Origin of the sequence: Geodermatophilus maliterrae (assembly GCF_041018925.1) — a bacterium.
Classification (GTDB): Bacteria; Actinomycetota; Actinomycetes; order Mycobacteriales; family Geodermatophilaceae; genus Geodermatophilus; species Geodermatophilus maliterrae.
The window spans coordinates 1-17,915 of record NZ_JBFNXQ010000100.1; the positions used below are offsets into that span (position 1 = coordinate 1).

A 17,915-nucleotide genomic window follows, 5' to 3' on the forward strand; every position below is an offset into this window, starting at 1 on the left:
GAACCGCTCAGCTCCACCATGCCCTGCGCCAGCGGCAGCAAGCACCCCGTCCCCCTGTGAGACGAACCACGACAACGACCGGCGGTGGCCGGCAGGTCACCGGCCGATCACCCGGCAATGTCTTCCTGACAACGGCTCCATTCACCCAGTGCAGGCTCGTTCGACCCGCATCGCCCTACTCATGTCTGGGGCTTGCGCTGGATGCCGGGCAAGGCCGCACTGCCCTAGTCGACGCACCCGCCGGGCAGCGCTCGGGGGCTGGGGTGGAACAGTGACGTGACAACGGCACTGGCGCTGGCCCGTCGCGCGCGCCGCGGGCCACGGCGTGGTGCCCACCCGGCACTACGCGCGCGAGGACGCACGATCAATGGTGCCGGCGGGGGACGGGCCTAGAGGCGCACGAGGGGCTCGCACCCGGAGCGGCGGGCTGACTGGCACTCACTCTCAGTGGCTTCATGGCACCGCCGGGCACCGGCCGACGGTCCTGCCCGATCGGCTGCGGACGGTGGGGTCTAGCGCTCCACGACGAAGGCGATCTTGCAGTGCACCTTGTAGAGGGAGAGGTTGCCGTTCTCGTCGACGTCGGCGTTGCTGCCGATCACCTCGACGCCACGGATGCCGCGGACGGTCTGCGCCGCTGCCTGGACGGCGTTGCGCACGGCGTCGCTGAAGGAGTTCGGCGAACTGCCCACGATCTCGCTGATCCGGACGACAGCTCCCGGGACGTGGTCCTGCTGCTCTGACATGTCTCCTCCTGAAGCCACCAGCGCTGGTGCGCACCGCAGGTGGAGCGACACTGCTCCGCACCAGACTTTCGAACCTTCTTGTCGAGCGCCTGCCGCGCCCAGCGGCTGACCGGCGTCATCGCGCGGCTCCCCGCCCGGAGGGCAGTGCGACGGCGAGTGCGGCGACCGCCTGGCCGTCGACTCACGACCGGCGCGGCCACCCTCCTCGGTGAGTTCGCTGAGTACGGCACGCCGGGCATGGTGCAGGCGCGGCGCCTCAGCGCACTCGCATTTCAGGAGGGACCCAGCCAGTCGACACACCGGGACGGGCCGGCTTTCCCGGGGGTGGCTATGCCGGTCTGGAGCCCGGCCGGCCGATCGGGCGCGCGAGGGCCCGGGCGCACGCGCTCGGGCCCTCGCCGGGGTTCCCGGGTCAGGCCTGCGCTCCGGCGCGAGAGCCGATCCGGTCCAATGCCTGCAGCAGGTACCGGCGGAAGACCTCGTGGTTCTCGCTCATCGGGAAGTGGCCGATGTCCTCCATCTCGATGAACTCGCCGTTCCTGATCTGTCCGGCGGTCCGGCGTCCGTCCTCCGGGGTGGTCAGGTAGTCATACGTGCCGGTCAGCATGACTACCGGACACCGGTCGCCGTCGATCTGGTCGAGCTTGTCCCGCAGGTCGTGGTCGACCGAGTAGAAATACAGGTCGCCCTTGAACGCCTCGGAGCCCTGCGAGTAGTAGAACCAGGTCTTCCAACGGTCGGCCTCCGGCGACTGCGGAGCCATCAGGTCCCAGACCCCGCTCGCGCACACCTGCGCCGCGTTGGCGTGCGGGTGCTGCCACCAGTCGAGGTAGAAGCCCGGCGAGTAGTCGGCGGCCTCGACCGGAATCACGGCACGGAAGCGCTCCGGGTACCGCAGCGCCAGTTGCAGCGCCACGTTCCCGCCGAAGGAGGAGCCCATGAAGATCGGCTGCTCCAGCTCCAGCTCATCGCACAACGCGACGATGAACTTCGTGTAGTGCTCGGCGGTGAGCTGGTATTCCTCCTTCCACCACTCCGTGTTCTCGGGCGGGTCCGACTTGCCGTGCCGGGGCAGGTCGTAGGCGATCACCCGGTGATCGGCGGTGATCTCCTCGTCCTCCAGCAACCCCCGCCATTGGTGGTTGTGGCACCCGGCGGTGTGCTGGCACAGCAACGGCTGACCGGTGCCGTTCTCGAGGTAGAAGACCTTGTACTGGACGTCGTCGACGTCGACGGTCACGTAGTGACCGGTGACCGGCGAGATGCGTGGCATGAGGGCCTCCAACTCAGACGGGCACACCGACGGTGCGCAGGAGTTCGATCTGGCGGGTGATGCAGCGCAGGTTCTGCATCAAGACGAGCACGTCGCCCTCGAGCTTCATGTCTCGGCGGAAGGTCGCCGCCCAGATGCCGTGAAACATCGGCGCGGGCACCTCGGTGCCGAACCCGCGCCACGTCTCGGCGCCGGCACGAATGGCGAACTGGTAGCCGACGTCCAGCGGTCCGGGGTCGATGGCGAGCTCAGCCACCTTCCCCGACGTCATCCGCACCACGAAGTGGTGATCGGCCATGTCGAGCAGATAGCCACAGGTGAAGTACTTGCCGTGGGCCTGGATCTCGGGGTCTCGGTCCGAGGCGTCGGTGAACGAGCGGACCCATTCCTCGACGGTCGGTGTCGTCGTTGCAGCGGTCACTGGCGGATCTCCTGACCTGGCTGGGGGTGGTGCAAGCCGGGTGCGCCGACGACGTCATAACGGGCGCGCGGTCGCACCGACTGCCTGGGTGGAGTACTCCTGCGGGGCCCGACCGTGGGCCCCCGACGGGGTCAGACGAAGCCGTCCTGCCCGGTGGCGCTCTCGACGCCACAGGACTCCCCAGCCGGACTGCGTGCACCCTGTCCCGGGACAGCGGGAGCGCCCTCACCGGCGGTCCCTCCGAGCACGACGGCGGAGCTAGCATCGCGGCCTCGATCCGGCTGGATCCCGGCGACGCTACTCCAGGCTCCTGAGCCGCGCAGGGGGAGCCGGACGATGCCTCGAGGGGTCGGCTCGCTCCCTTAGCTGGGCCTGCGCCGCCTGCAGGTCCGAGCCGATCCGGGCCAGCGACGGACCGAGCCCGTCGTGCAGGTCGCGGCGGATGCGATGTCGGTCGGCGTGCGCCGCCGTGAGCACCCGGTCACGCTCACGCTCCAGCGACCCGGCCGCTGCAGTACCCGGATGACGACGGCCACCTGTGGCGCCAGCACGGCAAGGGGCTGCCGGCCGCCGCTGGTGAACGGCTCGCCCGGTACCGCTCAGCCACGTACAGCGTGCCGACGTCGCGCCCGCCCACCCGGCGGGGAACGGCGACCGTGCCGCCGTCGCGGGCCGTCGGCTCCCGGGCCGTGCCACCAAGGCCGCCGCCGCGTGCAACGACGCGGTGACCGTATCTAGGACGACTGGCGTTCGTGATCCGTCAGACGTGATCCGGTACTGCACCCGGCAGAGCGCTGCCAACTGGCACCGAGCAGCACCGCGGCGATGGCCTGCTTGAGCCCGGTGTGGGCGTCGGAGACGACCAGCTGCACCCCGCCCAGGCCGCGGGCCCTGAGCGAACGCAGGAATGCGGTCCAGAACGCGCCGTCCTCGCTGTCGCCGACGGCGAAGCCGAGCACCTCGCGGTGCCCGTCGGCGGCCACGCCGGTGGCGATGACCACGGCCTGGGAGACCACCCGGCGGTTGACCCGCGCCTTGCAGTAGGTCGCGTCGAGGAACACGTACGGAAAGGCCTGCTCGGCCAGTGAGCGGTCCCGAAACGCGCTGACTTCGGCGTCCAGGTCGGCGCAGATCCGCGAGACCTCGGACTTGGAGATGCCGGTGTCGGCGCCCAGCGCCCGCACCAGATCGTCCACCTTCCGCGTGCTCACGCCGTGCAGATAGGCCTCCATCACCACCGCGAACAGCGCCTGATCGATCCGCCGCCGGCGCTCCAGCAGCGAGGGGAAGAACGACCCGGTGCGCAGCTTGGGGATCCGCAGCTCCAGATCCCCGGCCGTGGTGGACAGGGTGCGCGGCCGGGAGCCGTTGCGCTGGGCGGTGCGGGACTCGCTGCGCTCGTGCGGCGCGGCGCCGATCACCGCGGTGAGCTCGGCCTCGATCAGGGCCTGGTAGATCGTGGTGGCCGCCGACCGGATCCGGTCGTCGACATCGGCGGCCTTCAGTGCATCGAGCACCTCGAGCAGGGCTGTGAGGCTGAGGCTGTCGGGTCGTGAGGCCGGCCCGATGCCAGGCTGGCGCCTACAGCCGAGGGCGTGACCCCCGTGGCAAGCAGGGTGGCCCGCAGCAGCAAGGCGGTGTCTTGAGTCTGACCTGTCCGCCGGAGGCTGCCGGCGCCGGCCTGGGCCATCCGCACGTTGGCCTGATCAGAAGCCTGTCCGCCTCGCGGCGTGACTCATCACAGTCCTGCCACGCGGTGTCCTCTCCCCGGCCGGCGCCGGACCGTTCCATCCTGCGCCCGAAGGGAAGCCCGACCATGCTGGCCGAAGAAGTCGACGCGGTGATCGGCGTGGACACCCACCGCGACACCCACACCGCTGCGCTGCTGCGCCCCACCGGGGCCAACATCGCCGCCACGGTGATCTCCACCGACCCGGCCGGGTTCGAGCAGCTGCTGAACTTCGTCCTCGCCCACGCGCCCGGCCCGCGCCTGGCCTGGGCAGTCGAGGGCACCCGCAGCTACGGCGTCGGCCTGGTCCGCTTCCTGCAGCGCCACGGGCAGCGGGTCATCGAGGTCGACCATCCCAAGCGCCCGGCTCGCCGCCGCGGCAAGTCCGACCGGCTCGATGCAGTGCAGGCCGCTCGCGAAGCGCTCGCCCGGGACACAGAGCATCCCCCGCGCCGACGGACCGCGTGAGGGGCTGCGGGTGCTGCTGCTGGCCCGCGACACCGCGGTCAGCGCCCGCACCGCCGCGATCAACGCGCTCAAGGCCCTCATCCTCACCGCCCCCGACGAACTGCGCGCCCAGTTGCGCGGGCAGTCGGCTCTGACCCAGGCGCGCCGCTGCGCCGCGATGCGCACCAGCGGCCGGCGCAGCCGCCCGGCGCACGCGCTGATGCTGGCGCTGCGCAGCACCGGGCGCCGCATCCTGGCCCTGGACCAGGACGCCAGCGAACTGGAACGAGAGCTGCACGCCCAGGTCCGCGCGCTGGCGCCATCCCTGCTCGACGAGCCCGGCGTGGGCCCCACCGTCGCCGCCCAGCTGCTCGTCGCCTGGTCCCACCACGGGCGGCTGCACTCCGAGGCGGCCTTCGCCCGGCTGGCCGGGGTCGCCCCGCTGGAGGCCTCCTCCGGCCAGACAGTCAGGCACCGGCTCAGCCGCACCGGCGATCGAGCGGTCAACCGGGCCCTGCACATGGCCGTCCTCAGCCGTCTGGCCCACGACCCCCGAACCCGGGCCTACCAGACCCGCCGATTGGCGGAGGGCAGGTCCAAGGCCGAGATCCGGCGCTGCCTCAAGAGGCACCTGGCCCGACACCTCTACCGCGTCATGCAAGCCCTACCCGACTTGACAGCCATAGAAGCGTCAGACTGGTCCAGGGCCATCGTGTGCTGTGTCCTTCCGCGAGAACCATTGGCGTGGTCTCGCTGACCATCACACGATGGCCCCTCTACGTGGTCCTCCACGCGAGCGGTGACCTGGACCTACACCACCAGCAGGGACGTCACCGCCGGCGGGCCAGCTCCACCGCCCTGCGGCGGAACTCCGGCGGCTTGGCTGCAGGCATCCAGGACTCCTCCCCGAGGCGATCCTCGCCTCAGATCAGGTGTCCGGGAAATCGGGTCAGGCTCCCTATGAGCGCCAGCCCGCTCAAGGAACTTGCTAGGGCGACGATCGAGGGGTCGGGGCAGCCAGCCGCCGGTGTCCCACAGGGGGATCGGTCAACGGCGCATCCGATAGCGCAGGTGGAGCACCCGGTTGCCCTGAAGCACCGCGTCGGGGTCCTCCAACAAGTGCTGCGCGTGGACCGACCCGAAGTAGCGTTTGCCGGACCCGAACACCACGGGTACGACGTCCATGCGCACCTCGTCGATCAGGCCCGCGGCAAGCACCTGGCCACCGACGTCGCCGGCGGCGACCTCGACTGTGCGGTCACCCGCGAGCTCCTGCGCCTTGGTCACGGCTGCCTCAACGCCGTCGACAAAGTGAAATGGCGCCGCTGGGTCCCAGCCCTCGGGCATCGGCCGGTGGGTCACGACGACTACGTGGTCGATCCCGCTCGGAGGTTTCCCGTCCCAGCCGTCCGTGATGTCGAAGACGTGGCGGCCGGCGATCGTGACTCCGATTTGGTCCCAGTACGGCCGGGTGTAGGCGTGAGACGTCTGCGACACCTTCAACGCGCCGCTGTCGTCCAACGGGACGTCACCGCTGGTCAACCAGTCGAACAGCGGTCCGGGCTGATCGTGCTCGTCGGCGATGAAGCCGTCCACCGACACCGAGGCGTACATGACCACCTTGCCCACGGGCTCTCCTCTGCTTGGGGCCCTCAGATTAGAGATTGGTGGGCTGTCGCTCTTGTAAGGAATCAATCGGCCGGCAGCGGCCAGCTGTCCAGCACGTGGCCAGGATGTTCGCGCAGGAACCGCCGCCGGACTTCGATGTACCGCGTCGGCGTGAGCCCGGTGAAGGCCCGGAACTCATGGCCGAAGTGGGCCTGGTCGAAGTAGCCTGCGCTACTGGCGAGGTCGGCCCAGTCGATCGGTTCGGCTGGGTCGATCGCGAAGACGGTGGCGGCAAATCGGTGGGTGCGGGCCAGCCGCTTCGGAGTGACGCCAATGAGGTCCTTGAACCGCTGCGCCAGATGAGTGCTGCTGACACCGGCTGCCACGCTCAGGTCGCCGATCGCCACCGCTCCGTTGGTCGCCGCGATGATGCTGCTCGTGTGGCGGACCAGCCGCAGGCCGGCGGTCTCGCACAGCCGGCGCAGTAGCTCCTGCTCGAGCAGCGTCAGCATCTCCTGCGGTCCGTCCGCCGTGGCCAGCCGGTCTCGCAGCTCAGCAACTGCGGGTCGGCCCCAGATCTGCTCCATTGTCACCGGCCGGTCACACAGCTCGGCCGCCGGCATCGGCAGGAACGGCGCCAGCCCCCACGGCTTGAAGTGCACGCCGACGGACCGGGTCCGGAGTGGGTAGCCGAACTTCCACGCGCAGGTGGGCATGGTGACCACGCAGCCGTCGGCGTACTCGGCCGTCTGAATGTCGGTGCCGGCGCGGATGCGGAACGGCGCCCCGAGGTTGACGATGAGCAACGCGGACGGCGGCGGCAGCGTCAGCCGGGCGTACGGCGGCGCACCCTCCAGGTAATAGAGGTCGTCGATCAGCCCATCCAACGGCGGTCGCGGCACTCTGGACGCGTACTTCACGCCCACAGCATCGCCGACGCCCCGCCCCGACTACACCCTTCCGAAGAGCCGGATCCCAGACGGGCAACTGCCGCGGCGGTGCTGTCACGACGACCCATGGCACCCGTCCGCGGACGGCCGGTAGGCGACCGACTACCGGCACGGTCGGGTATGCCGTAAGCCGAACCGCTTGCGGCGCATCCACGCGGCCAGGCATGCAGATGCGGGTCATGTCCCGCACGGGATCGCTCAGCGGAACTGCGGGGTCTAGTCGACGCGCGTGGTGGTTGTGCTGTCGAGCGCTGGCGCCTCTTCGGCAACGGACGCCTGGGGGTCGGGGCAGGCAAAGAGCGGTAGGAGCACCTGGTGGACGATCTCGTCGATGGCGTGACCGGGGATGGGTGAGCCGTGGACGAAGAAGTACTGGCGCAGCATCGTGGGGCCGACGTCGAGGCGCACAGGGGTGACCGCGCTGGGGTGGACCTCCTCGCGGGCGACCGCGCGGGTGAGGACCTCGGTCATCGCTGCCCGTCCGGTGCCGTGCGAGTGGCGGCGCAGTTCGGCGGTACGGCCTGGGTCGCTCAGGGCGTCCCCGAACAGGCCACGCAGCGCCTCTCCGGAGGGGCCGGCCAGCACCTTGGCGGTGTGGTGCAGGAGGGCGAGCAGGTCACCGCGCAGGCTGCCGGTGTCCGGCGTGGAGGCGGGATCGGGCAGGGTGGAGCGGACGGCGTCCAGGACCAGTTCGATGCGGCTGGGCCAGCGGCGGTACACCGAGGCCTTGCTGGCGCTGGCCCGGTCGGCGACCCGTTCCATGGTCAGTCCCGCGTAGCCGACCTCGGCGAGCTCGGCGAGGGTGGCGGTGAGGATGGCGTCTTCCAGCGCGCGCCCGCGCCGGCGCGGCAAGGTGCGGTGGTCGATGTTCATGCGCCTCTCGATGCTGCGAGAACCACCCGGCCGGTGGTGCCGTCCACAGTGACCACCAGGCCGTCGGTGAGCGTTGCGGTGCCGGTTCCGGTGCCCATGACAGCGGGGATGCCGTACTCACGGGCGACGATCGCGGCGTGGGAGCCGAGCCCTCCGGTGTCGACGACGACAGCCGCGGCGCGCTGGAACAGCGGGGTCCAGGAGGGGTTCGTGTACGGGCACACCAGCACCTCGCCCTCACGCAGTCGCGTGAAGTCCGAGGGTCCGGAGACGATCCGGACCGCGCCGGTGGCCACTCCGCCGCCGGCCGGGGTGCCGCTGACCAGTGCATCGCCGTCGGTGCGGGAGACGAACACCGCACCGGGGTTGATGAGGGGGACGCCGGTCAGCTCCTCGCGTCGGGCCGCTCTGGCCCGCACCAGCGCGCGCAGTTCCTCGGCCGCCGACCGGCTGAGCCGGCCAGGGTCCTCGACGCCTTCGAGCTCTTCGAGGCGTAGGTGGAAGACCTCCTCCGCCGTGCTCAGCACCCCGGCGGCGCACAACCGTCGGCCGATCTCGAGCAGGGACCGGCGCAGGACGGGCAGTGGCACGGTGAAGTAGAAGTGGGAGTCCTCGCGGAAGGCGATGCCGGCGCGGGCCTGCTCGATCCAGTCCCGCACCCGGGCACGCAACCTGGGGCTGCGCAGCAGGGGGTGGGTGAGCAGGTGGTCGAGCGCCTCGCCGTGGTGCGCGGCCCGCGCCGGCGGTGCGCTGGTGAGCGCCACGAGCAACCCCAGCACCGTCTTGGGTGAGTCCGCCCAGGTGGGCGGGGTGACCAGCAGCGGGCTGGTGGTCTCGCGGTGCCCGTACTCGTCGAGGACGGCCCGCAACGCGGCCGAGAAGTCGGGGAAGTCCTCCACCGCCTCGAGGTCGAGGGCGGTGACGGCAGCTGACAATTGGTGGTCCTCGCGTGCCCCGGCGGCCAGCGCCTCCAGCGCGCGGTTCGCGTCCGTGGTGCGGGTCGGGGCGCCGAGGACCAGGTCGCTCATCAGGCCAGCGCGGCGGAGCAGGTGCAGGACCACCAGCAGCCGCACCAGCGCTAGACCGGCCCGTGGCAGGTAGTCGATGCGCAGGTCGACGAGGGGGTGCACCAGGTTCAGCGCTCGCTGGGGCACGCGCAACAGCTGTCCCCACGCCAGGACGCTCAGGTCCTCGGCGGCCAGGTCCCGCCCGCGCCCGAGGTAAGCGGCCAGGCGTGGGTCCTCCGTCCAGCGGCGCGGGTCGTACCGGCGAGCTCGGGTGAGCAGGCGCCAGGGGGCGCGGATCACACCGAGCGTCGGGCGCGGCGCAGGCGGGGTGAGCCGGGTGACGACACCGTCTTCCTCGACCAGGAAGTCCTCGAAGGACCGGATGCCGAAGTAGGCGGTCACCTGGGCCATCAGGCCGGCTGGACCGTGCGGCAGCCAGGTGCTCATGTCGATCGGGTACGGCCGCACGGGCAGGTACTCCAGCAGGATGGCGGCCAGCATCCGCTGAGCGCGTCCCAGGTGCACCGGCGGTGGGGGCAGCGCGGTCATCGGGCGGGCCTGCAGCAGCCACACGCGGCCCCGCGCGCAGGCCCATTCGATGTCCTGAGGGCGGCCGAAGTGAGAAGCGACCGCGGTGCCCAGACGGGTGAGCTCCGCGAGGACGTCGTCGGGTAGCAGCTGCGCGGCGGGCGCGGTGCTCTCAACGCGTTCCTCGTGGCTGGTGCCTCCACCGGGCGCGGTGTGGATGACGACCTCGCGGCGGCCGGAAAACTGCTCACGGACGCCGCCGACCGTGTCGAGGACATAGCGGTCGGGGGTGACCGCGCCGGAGACGACGGCCTCCCCCAGGCCGCTGCTGGCCTCGACGACGATCCGCTCGCGGTCACCGGTGACCGGGTCGGCGGTGAAGACCACTCCTGCGGCCTCGGCGTCGACCATGCGCTGGACGACAACGGCCAGGCGCACTTGCGCGGGGTCGATCCCCAGCCTGCGCCGGTAGGCGATGGCCCGGTCGGTCCACAGCGACGCCCAGCACCGGCGCACCGCGTCCACCACCGCGTCCTCTCCGAGGACGCCGAGGTAGGTGTCCTGCTGCCCGGCGAAGGCCGCGCCGGGCAGGTCCTCGGCGGTGGCGCTCGAGCGCACCGCGACCGCCCCGCCGCCCAGGGCGGCGTAAGCGCTCGTGATCATCGCGCGCAGGTCGCTCGGGAGCGCCACCGCCTCGATCCTCGCGCGGATCCCGGACCCATCGTCCCCAGGCACCGACTCTTCCGGGCAGTGACCCCGTGCGCCCACCACCCGCGCGTAGGCATGTGTGGTGACCACGAAGCCATCGGGCACGGGAAAGCCGGCCCGGACCAGTTCCCCGAGGTTGGCAGCCTTCCCTCCGGCGATGGCCCCGTCAGATCCGTCCACGGCTCCGAGCGGGACGACGAGTTCACCGCTCGCACGACTGCTGGATCCACCAGTGCACGAGGGACTGCCCGTGACGCCTGCGTCCTGCACCCCTGATCGATGGCCCATGAGTCCTCCTCAGGGAACGCTCCGTTTCCTATGAAGTTAGACGCCGTACGTTGAGAACGCAACGTTCACTGACTTTCGTAGTGAACCGAGCCCATGCGATGGCCGAAGGCGTGCCGGATGAGCAACGGTTACCGGTGACGCAGCAGGCGCCCTCGACCAGCGCGTCGGCGATCGCCGCCAGGGGGCGTGTGGCCCGACATCGACCCGATGGCCGGTGCTCTGCTCGCGACCTGTGCGCCCGGGTCCGTCGTCCAGTCGCTCGCCCCACTGCTCCGCCTGCGACTGGGTGCTCTTCTCCACCCGTCACACTGCGCGGATGGCTGCACACTCCGAGGTTGAGATCGTCATCGAAACGCCGCGCAACAGCCGCAACAAGTACGAGGTCGACGAGCAGGGAGTGGTGCGCTTCGATCGGCGGCTGCCGGGCGCCTTCGCCTTTCCCGCCGATTACGGCTTCATCCCGGGCGCGGTCGGCACCGATGGCGAGCCGCTGGACGCTCTGGTGCCCATGGTCGAGCCCACCTATCCCGGTGTGCGGGTGCGGGCCCGGGTGGTGGGCGTGGTCTGGGTGCGCACCGGCCACGGCCGAGAGGCCAAGCTGGTCTGCGTCCCGCTGGGTGATCCGGCGTACCGTGAGGTGCAGGATCTGGGGCAGTTGCCGGATCACCTGGTGCGTGAGATCACGCACTTCTTCGACATCTACCGCGATCTTGATCCGGGCAAGGACGTCTCCTTCGCCGGCTCGGACGGTGTGGACGTCGCCGTCGAGACTCTCCAGCGGGCCCGCTGCTGAGTCGGGATGTCGCCGAGCTCGTGCCGCAGGGGATCGACCAGCGGGACGCCCAGCAGGGGTGTGCGCGGGAACAGGTGTCCGGTTGAGAATGGATGATCGTACCGGCGTGGGCGATCGGCTCTATGACGTGGCGATCTCCCGGATGGTGTCGAGGTCGGCGCGAAGCGCCTCGACCCGGTCTGCGCCGAGGACCGCGGTGATCCGGTCCTCGAGTTGCGGCACGAGAGCCTGGGCGATCGCGACGACCTCCCGTCCCAGCTCGGTGGGCCGGACGAGCTTGGCCCGGCGGTCGTGCGGGTCCGGTTCCCGCGACACGTAACCGCGGGCTTCGAGGTAGAGCACGAGTTCAGCCATCGCCTGCTTGGTGATCTGGGCCCGTTCGGCGAGCACGCTGACCGTCGTCCCGGTCTCGTCGAGATACTGGAACACCGCACTGTGTGCCGCCCGCACGTCACCGTGCCCGCGTTCGGCGAGGCGGACCAGCACGAGGTCGTTGAGCGCGAGGAACGCCTCCCGCATCGACACGGCGAGGTTGGTCGGCCGTGCGCTGCCGGCGGTGACGGGCCGGGACCTTGACATTCGACAGGCATCCTGTCTAACTAGCGCCATGGACAAGCTACCTGTCGATTATGCCACATGCGAGTGTCTGCGCCTGGGTTCCGAGGAGCTCGTGGTGCTCATGACCAGCGCCCAGTCCGGCGGCGCCCTGTTCGCCATCGAGAACCGGATGCCGCCCGGCGGCGGTCCGCCGGTGATGCACCGCCACGAGCCCAGTGAGATCTACTTCGTGCAGCGCGGCGAGTTCACCGTCTACACCGGTGAGCTGCTGCCCGACGGTGGCTGGACCGCCGTACAGCGCGTCACCGCGGCCGCGGGCGACGTCGTCCCGCTGACCGGGAACACGCCGCACACCATCCGCAACGAGTCCGACAGCGACGCGGTGGCGTTCGTCGTGCACGCCCCGGGGACGGCGTTCGAGGGCTTCGTGCGGGCCGCCGCGGCGCTGGCCGCGCAAGGGGAACCGAGCATGGACCAGGTCCTCGACGTCGCCGCCCGAAACGGCATCGAGCTGCTGGGGCCGATCCCGACCACCGAGTCGGCCGGCCCGCGGGCTGGGCACCCGGTTACCGATGTGACCGCCACCCCGCTCGCACAGCGCTAGCAAGCCGCGGGCGACGCGCGCGCCGCAGCGGGTTCCTAAGCCTCGGCGCGGTGAGCTACGGCACCGAGTCCCGGGACGCGGTCGCCACCGGACGCGGCCGGTTCGACACCGCGATCCTGCCCTGACGCCGCCGCGGGGTCACGCGGTGCTGGGGGCGTTGTCCCACCGCAAGTAGTGAAGGAGATCCCGATGACAGCGAACACCGTCCTGGTGACCGGCGCGACCGGCACCATCGGCTCCACCGTCGTCCGCGACCTGCGCCGACGCGGGGTGGCGACTCGAGCGCTCGTGCGCGACACGGCGCGCGCGCACGTCGTGCTCGGTGACGAGGTCGAGCTCGCCGCCGGCGACCTGGCCGACCCGCACTCGATCCGCACCGCCCTGCGCGGGGTGCAGCGATTGTTGCTGTGCACCCCCAACGAACCCGATCAGGCCCGCCGCGAGATCGCCGTCCTCGACGCCGCCGTCGAGGCCGGGATCCGGCTCGTGGTCAAGATCGGGGCGATCGGCGCGCGCGACGACTCGCCCCTGGCCTTCTGGGCCGCCCACGCCGAGATCGAGCGGCATCTGCGTTCGACACGGCTGCCAGCGGTCGTGCTGCGTCCCTCGATGTATATGACGAATCTGCTCACCGCCGCAGAGACGATCAGACAGACGGGCCAACTGTTCGCACCGGCGGGGGACGCCAAGATTGCGCTGATCGACCCGCGCGACGTCGCGGCCGCGGCAGCAGTGGTGCTCACCGAGCACGGACACGACGGACACACCTACACCCTCACCGGCCCGGTCGCGCTGACCCACTACGACATCGCCGCTCAGATCACGTCGGCGATCGGTCGACTGGTCGAGTACGTCGCGGTCCCTGACACCGCAGCCCGCGAGGCGATGGCCGCGGCAGGGACGCCAGACTGGCTCGCCGACCAGGTGATCCTCCTGTGGGGCCAACTTCGACAGGGCGCCGGCGCGACGACCACCGACGCGGTCCGGGTGCTGACCGGGCAGGCGCCGCGCGGCACCGCCGAGTTCGCCCGAGACCACGCCCACCTGTTCAGCCCGGCGGTCGCGGCGACCGGCCGGTGACCACTTCCAGCCAACACCACGACGAGGGCAGCAACCGTGACAACCGAGTCCACTGAAGCCGTCGGGGACACCACGGCCACCGCCAACAAGGCACTCATCCGGCGGATCTTCGAGGAGGTGATCCCGGGCGGCGACACCGCCACCATGCGCGGGCTGTTCGACCCGGACTGGGTCGACCACGACCCGCTGCCCGGCCAGCCCGCCGGGCTCGACGGCGCCGCATACGTGGTGTCGACGATGCATACCGCCCACCCCGACCTGCGCTTCGTCATCGACGACCTGGTCGCCGAGCGGGACCGGGTCGTGATCCGGTGGACGCTGCGCGGCACCAACACCGGGCCGATGTTCGGCCGACCGGCCAGCGGCCAGCCCGTCGAGCTCGCCGCCATCGTGATCTTCCGTGTGGTCGACGGCCGGATCACGGAGCGGTGGGCGGGCTGGAAGCCCGGCCGGTCGCCGCAGACCCATCCGGCCCTGGCGGCGCCAGTCAGCTCGGGCGTGTAAGCGCAGGCTGAGCAGCGTGCCGGCCCCGCGCCGGGAACCCGATTCGGGCGGGCAGCCGCAACGCGGTGCAGCAGCCGCTCTCGACGGGCATCCCGCAGCAGGAACGGTCACCGAAGACGCCCGGAGGCATCCGCTACCGGATCGCCTGCCGTCCCGCAGGGGATCGGCTGATGGGGCGCTTTGCAGATGGCGCGGACGTCGTCGAGCAGCGCCTGAGCGGCAGTGATCGCTGCCTGCAGCTGGTCGGGTCGGTCCCCGAGATGGGCCAGGACGCCGTGGGTCCGGACGGTGAAGCCCGGTGGCGCCGCGGGCAAGCGCCCGGCCGAGGCGATCGCGCCCTTCTCGTTGACCAGCCACCGCCCGGCCCATCCGTGCAGGGCGTGCGCGCACAGCAGCACCACACGGAACACGCAGCCGGCCACGTAGGCGGTATCCGCCCGTGACACCGCCTTGCGGGCGATGTCCAGGGTGAAGCCGGCCTCCCACAATCGCGCGACCAGGGCTCGGCCGAGCGTTTCCGGATAGGTGGCCATCTGCTGTCGCAGGGCGGCCAGCTCCCCGGTGGGATCGGCCAGCACTCGGGCGAGTGCGAGTTCACCGGCGTAGGCGAAGTCCGGCACGCCCAGTGGATGGCCGACCTGGGCGTGGAAGGCGAACTCGCCGCGCTGGGCCGCGGCCCAGCACGAGCGCACCCGGTCCAGGTCGCGGTAGATCCAGTCCACCGCCGTGCCGTCGATCCGCAGCCAGGCTCCGCCGTCCACCCACGGCCCCCACGCCCCGGGCTGAGTCACCTGCGCACCGGGGCCGGCGAGTTCCCGCGCCAGCGCACCCAGTGCGTCGACGTCCAGGGGCCGGCGGTAGTACAGGCCCAGGTCGACGTCGGAGTCCTCTGTGTGCTCGCCACGGGCGCGACTGCCGCCGAGCACCACGCCCACCACGCCGGAGACCTCGACCACGCGGTCGGCCAGGTTCACGAGACGCTGTTCACCGAGCATCGGCTCATCCTCGCCGACCCGCGATACCAACGCGGCGCCGGATGGGGATCCCGTCCGGGACATCGGAGGGGTGGGAGCGCAGCTCGCGCTGGCCGCCCCGGAAGCCGGTCGCACTGTGGGACTGGACCGGGGTGCTGAGCTCGGCGAGCAGGCCCACCACAGGGAAGCCCCCCGCGGTCGTCACCACCAGGACGGCGAGAGACTGCAACGATGCTGCTGCACCTGATCGCTGACTACGGAATGGGAGACCTCGCGTTCGCCGAGGTACGACAGCGCCTGGGGATGCTTCTGCCCGACGCGGCGGTCGTCGTGACGTCCGTGGGACCGTTCGACACGCTCGGCGCCGGCTTCTGCATCGGGCAGCTCGCGCTCAACGACGGCCCGCAGGACATGGTCCTCTACGCGAACATCGCGCCGCGACGGGATGAGGAGGACCCGCGGCGGGACAACGCCGGAGAGCGGCTCGTCGCGGCCCGGCTGCCCTCGGGCGTCCTGGTCGTGGCACCGAACGCGGGGTACACGTTCTCGTTCCTGCGGGATGAGGCCGAGGAGCTGCGCGAGGTGGAGGTGCCGGAGGCGGGCTCTCAGTTCCGGTCGCGGGACCTGTTCCCCGACGTCGTCGCCCGGCTGGCCCGGGGTGACGTTGGCCCATTGGGTTCGCCGCTGCCGAACGAGGCCGTACCTGCCTTCCCCGAGCGCGTCGTCGCCTACACGGACGGGTACGGCAACCTCAAGACCACCTGGACCGAGCTGCCGGCCCAACCCGGCGCCCGAGTCGGGATCGCGGTCGGCGACCAGCGGGGTTTCGCCGTGGTGAGCGACGGTGCCTTCGAAGTGCCGGTCGGCGAGACGTCCTTCGCGCCGGGAAGCTCGGGATGGCGACGGCGCTCCGGAGGTTCGGTCGCGTTCCTCGAGCTGTTCCGGAGGGGGAGCAGCGCGACGGCACTGTTCGGTCACCCGCCAGCGGGTACCCCCGTCGAGGTCGTTGGGTGAGCCTGCGGGCGCAGCGCATGTCGGCGGCCGCACATCCTGCTCCAGCATGATGAGGGCCTTCGCGGCTCGCGCGCGAGTCTCGGCCCTCTTGGGGTACCGCCCTTGCGTTGGCGTCCTACGACCCGACGTACGAACCGGCTGGGCGGATGCGAGACGCCGCCCTGGACCTGCTCGCGCTCCTGGCCGACCTCGTCACCCCACGGCCGGCTTCCAGACCGTCCCGCTCGCCGATCCCTCGACGGGATGACCCGAGTCTTCCCGTATGGGCGATCTCGGCAAAGTACGCAGCGGCTGTCTGGCAGGGGCCGGTGACCAGCGAGCACATCGACGGTGATGAGGGTGGTTGTACCGGGTCGGCGCAGCGCAGCAACCGGCATGCTGGCCACGTGGAGGCTGTGCTGAGCGTGACGACTGCAGAGGACGAGGAGCTGCGGCCACTGATCGCCGCGCAGGAGACCGAGGTAATGGCTCGCTACGGCGTCCATGACGCCGGTCCGGGCCTGACGGCTGACACCCTGTGCCTGATCGCCCGTGTCGACGACCGCCCGGTGGGTTGCGTGGCGCTCGGGAGTCTCGGCGACGGGGTGGGCGAGGTCAAGCGGATGTACGTCGACCCCAGCGCCCGAGGGCACCGCATCGGGCGCCTACTCCTGAACGGCGTGGAGGAGCTGGCCAGCTTGAGCGGATACCGGGCACTGAGGCTGGAGGCGGGGACCGGGCAACCGGAGGCGCTGAGGCTCTATGAGGGCGCTGGGTGGTCGCGCATTGAGTGCTACGGCTACTTCAAGAACGACCCGACCACGATCTGCTACGAGAAAGCGGTTACCCGCGTCGCCGGCGGACCTGACGAGGACCTGGGAGTGGACGCGACACGCCATGACCCATGAGCGGCAGCCGTCCCGCAAGCCGAACCGCTACGGCGACGTTCGCGAGAACCGAGGCAGCCAGCGGCCAGTGTCCTCAGGGGATCCCTATCCGGTGACGGCGGGCCGAGGCCACCGACCTGCCCCTGAAGGCGGCCTCAGAGACGGTGCGGACGGGCCCCCCTCGTCCGGCGTTGCCGTTTCTCGGGGCCTAGTCGAGAGATCGGAATCAGGGCCGGTCGGCTCTGTGCTGCCGTTGGTGATCGGCATCACACTGACGTGATGGCGACCTACGTCCTCGTGCACGGTGGCTTCGTCGGTGGCTGGTACTGGAGCGAGGTCGCCGACCGGCTGAGGAAGGCCGGGCATCGCGTCGAGGTGATCGAGCAGCTGCCCAGCGCAGGGACCGATCCGGCGGCACTCGGCGATCTGGCAGCCGACGCGGACGTGGTGAAGCAGGCCGTGGACCGGATCGGGGAGCCTGTTGTCCTGGTGGGTCATTCCTATGGCGGGATGGTGATCACCGAGCTCGCCGATCACCCCGCGGTGGCTCACAGCGTCTACCTCGCCGCGTTCTGGCCGCAGCGGGGGCAGTCGGCGATGGACCTGCTCGCGGCGGGGCCGCCGCCGACCTGGATGTCACCGCACGACGACGGAACGCTCAGGACCACCGACGATCTGGCGCTGCTGCGGCAGACGCTGTGCGCCGACGTCGACGAACAGCGCGCCTACGCCAACCTGCGTCGGTTACTGCCCCAGTCGATCTCCAGCGCGACCGCCCCCAGCACCGCACCGGACCGCAGCCACCCCACGACCTACATCATCTGCGAGCAGGACCAGGCCCTTCCCCCCGCCGTCCAAGAGCAGATGGCCACTGCCGCCGACTACCGACACCGGCTCCCGTCCTCGCACCAGCCCATGGCATCGATGCCTGACATGCTCGCCGA

At 70.9% G+C, this 17,915-nt stretch carries 19 protein-coding genes and 1 pseudogene; 9 read left to right on the forward strand and 11 right to left on the reverse strand.

Translation table 11 applies throughout. The annotated features are described in order from the left end of the window. Nucleotides 1-512: 512 nt before the first annotated feature. The 5 genes and pseudogenes from ABQ292_RS21820 to ABQ292_RS21840 form a co-directional block, all read right to left on the reverse strand. Nucleotides 513-746: a dodecin family protein gene (locus tag ABQ292_RS21820; protein ID WP_369209816.1), complete on the reverse strand. Its 234-nt coding sequence runs from the start codon at nucleotides 744-746 to the stop codon at nucleotides 513-515. 412 nt (nucleotides 747-1,158) lie between these two features. Then, nucleotides 1,159-2,019, reverse strand: coding sequence for an alpha/beta fold hydrolase (locus tag ABQ292_RS21825; RefSeq protein WP_369209817.1), 861 nt, complete (start codon nucleotides 2,017-2,019; stop codon nucleotides 1,159-1,161). 13 nt (nucleotides 2,020-2,032) lie between these two features. Further along, a complete protein-coding gene (locus tag ABQ292_RS21830; RefSeq protein ID WP_369209818.1) occupies nucleotides 2,033-2,440 on the reverse strand; it encodes a hypothetical protein in 408 nt (135 codons plus the stop codon). A gap of 297 nt (nucleotides 2,441-2,737) precedes the next feature. After that, complete coding sequence (locus tag ABQ292_RS21835) at nucleotides 2,738-3,223, reverse strand: histidine kinase (protein ID WP_369209833.1); 486 nt, start codon at nucleotides 3,221-3,223, stop codon at nucleotides 2,738-2,740. Between the two features lie 8 nt (nucleotides 3,224-3,231). Beyond that, nucleotides 3,232-4,008: pseudogene (locus ABQ292_RS21840) on the reverse strand (IS256 family transposase); the annotation flags it as partial. A gap of 248 nt (nucleotides 4,009-4,256) precedes the next feature. Between ABQ292_RS21840 and ABQ292_RS21845 the strand changes: the two are divergent. Then, nucleotides 4,257-4,637 carry an IS110 family transposase gene (locus ABQ292_RS21845; RefSeq protein ID WP_369209819.1) on the forward strand — a complete coding sequence of 127 codons (381 nt, stop codon included), beginning with the start codon at nucleotides 4,257-4,259 and terminating at the stop codon, nucleotides 4,635-4,637. A gap of 10 nt (nucleotides 4,638-4,647) precedes the next feature. Beyond that, nucleotides 4,648-5,373, forward strand: a complete 726-nt coding sequence (locus ABQ292_RS21850) for a transposase (RefSeq protein WP_369209820.1) — start codon at nucleotides 4,648-4,650, stop codon at nucleotides 5,371-5,373. Between the two features lie 290 nt (nucleotides 5,374-5,663). On the opposite strand, the gene ABQ292_RS21855 is transcribed toward ABQ292_RS21850, so the two are convergent. From ABQ292_RS21855 to ABQ292_RS21870, 4 genes are all read right to left on the reverse strand, one after another. Beyond that, on the reverse strand, nucleotides 5,664-6,245 hold the full coding sequence (locus ABQ292_RS21855) for a dihydrofolate reductase family protein (RefSeq protein ID WP_072915623.1): 582 nt from the start codon (nucleotides 6,243-6,245) through the stop codon (nucleotides 5,664-5,666). 62 nt (nucleotides 6,246-6,307) lie between these two features. Beyond that, nucleotides 6,308-7,144, reverse strand: coding sequence for an AraC family transcriptional regulator (locus ABQ292_RS21860; RefSeq protein WP_369209821.1), 837 nt, complete (start codon nucleotides 7,142-7,144; stop codon nucleotides 6,308-6,310). 246 nt (nucleotides 7,145-7,390) lie between these two features. Beyond that, on the reverse strand, nucleotides 7,391-8,047 hold the full coding sequence (locus tag ABQ292_RS21865; protein WP_369209822.1) for a TetR/AcrR family transcriptional regulator: 657 nt from the start codon (nucleotides 8,045-8,047) through the stop codon (nucleotides 7,391-7,393). Continuing rightward, nucleotides 8,044-10,578 carry a PEP/pyruvate-binding domain-containing protein gene (locus ABQ292_RS21870; protein WP_369209823.1) on the reverse strand — a complete coding sequence of 845 codons (2,535 nt, stop codon included), beginning with the start codon at nucleotides 10,576-10,578 and terminating at the stop codon, nucleotides 8,044-8,046. Before ABQ292_RS21870 ends, ABQ292_RS21865 begins: the two co-directional genes overlap by 4 nt. A 316-nt stretch (nucleotides 10,579-10,894) precedes the next feature. On the opposite strand from ABQ292_RS21870, the gene ABQ292_RS21875 reads away from it, so the two are divergent. Next, the gene (locus ABQ292_RS21875) at nucleotides 10,895-11,371 is read left to right on the forward strand and encodes an inorganic diphosphatase (protein WP_369209824.1); all 477 of its coding nucleotides are present in this window, start codon (nucleotides 10,895-10,897) and stop codon (nucleotides 11,369-11,371) included. Between the two features lie 120 nt (nucleotides 11,372-11,491). Here ABQ292_RS21875 and ABQ292_RS21880 read toward each other — a convergent pair whose 3' ends face one another. Continuing rightward, on the reverse strand, nucleotides 11,492-11,950 hold the full coding sequence (locus ABQ292_RS21880; RefSeq protein ID WP_369209825.1) for a MarR family winged helix-turn-helix transcriptional regulator: 459 nt from the start codon (nucleotides 11,948-11,950) through the stop codon (nucleotides 11,492-11,494). A 100-nt stretch (nucleotides 11,951-12,050) separates the two neighbouring features. Between ABQ292_RS21880 and ABQ292_RS21885 the strand changes: the two genes are divergently transcribed. The 3 genes from ABQ292_RS21885 to ABQ292_RS21895 all read left to right on the forward strand — a co-directional run bounded on the left by ABQ292_RS21885 (nucleotide 12,051) and on the right by ABQ292_RS21895 (nucleotide 14,117). Continuing rightward, entirely contained in the window at nucleotides 12,051-12,533 is a 483-nt protein-coding gene (locus tag ABQ292_RS21885) for a cupin domain-containing protein (RefSeq protein ID WP_369209826.1), read from the forward strand. 189 nt (nucleotides 12,534-12,722) lie between these two features. Next, nucleotides 12,723-13,613, forward strand: coding sequence for an NmrA family NAD(P)-binding protein (locus ABQ292_RS21890; protein WP_369209827.1), 891 nt, complete (start codon nucleotides 12,723-12,725; stop codon nucleotides 13,611-13,613). A gap of 36 nt (nucleotides 13,614-13,649) precedes the next feature. Then, on the forward strand, nucleotides 13,650-14,117 hold the full coding sequence (locus tag ABQ292_RS21895; protein ID WP_369209828.1) for an ester cyclase: 468 nt from the start codon (nucleotides 13,650-13,652) through the stop codon (nucleotides 14,115-14,117). A gap of 107 nt (nucleotides 14,118-14,224) precedes the next feature. Here ABQ292_RS21895 and ABQ292_RS21900 read toward each other — a convergent pair whose 3' ends face one another. Then, nucleotides 14,225-15,112, reverse strand: coding sequence for a nucleotidyltransferase domain-containing protein (locus ABQ292_RS21900; protein WP_369209829.1), 888 nt, complete (start codon nucleotides 15,110-15,112; stop codon nucleotides 14,225-14,227). 210 nt (nucleotides 15,113-15,322) lie between these two features. Here ABQ292_RS21900 and ABQ292_RS21905 point away from each other — a divergent pair, with 210 nt between their 5' ends. The 3 genes from ABQ292_RS21905 to ABQ292_RS21915 all read left to right on the forward strand — a co-directional run. Then, on the forward strand, nucleotides 15,323-16,105 hold the full coding sequence (locus tag ABQ292_RS21905; protein ID WP_369209830.1) for an SAM-dependent chlorinase/fluorinase: 783 nt from the start codon (nucleotides 15,323-15,325) through the stop codon (nucleotides 16,103-16,105). A gap of 308 nt (nucleotides 16,106-16,413) precedes the next feature. Beyond that, complete coding sequence (locus ABQ292_RS21910; protein ID WP_369209831.1) at nucleotides 16,414-16,992, forward strand: GNAT family N-acetyltransferase; 579 nt, start codon at nucleotides 16,414-16,416, stop codon at nucleotides 16,990-16,992. Between the two features lie 258 nt (nucleotides 16,993-17,250). After that, nucleotides 17,251-17,915: alpha/beta fold hydrolase (locus tag ABQ292_RS21915; RefSeq protein WP_369209832.1), on the forward strand; the 665-nt coding region annotated here is incomplete at its 3' end.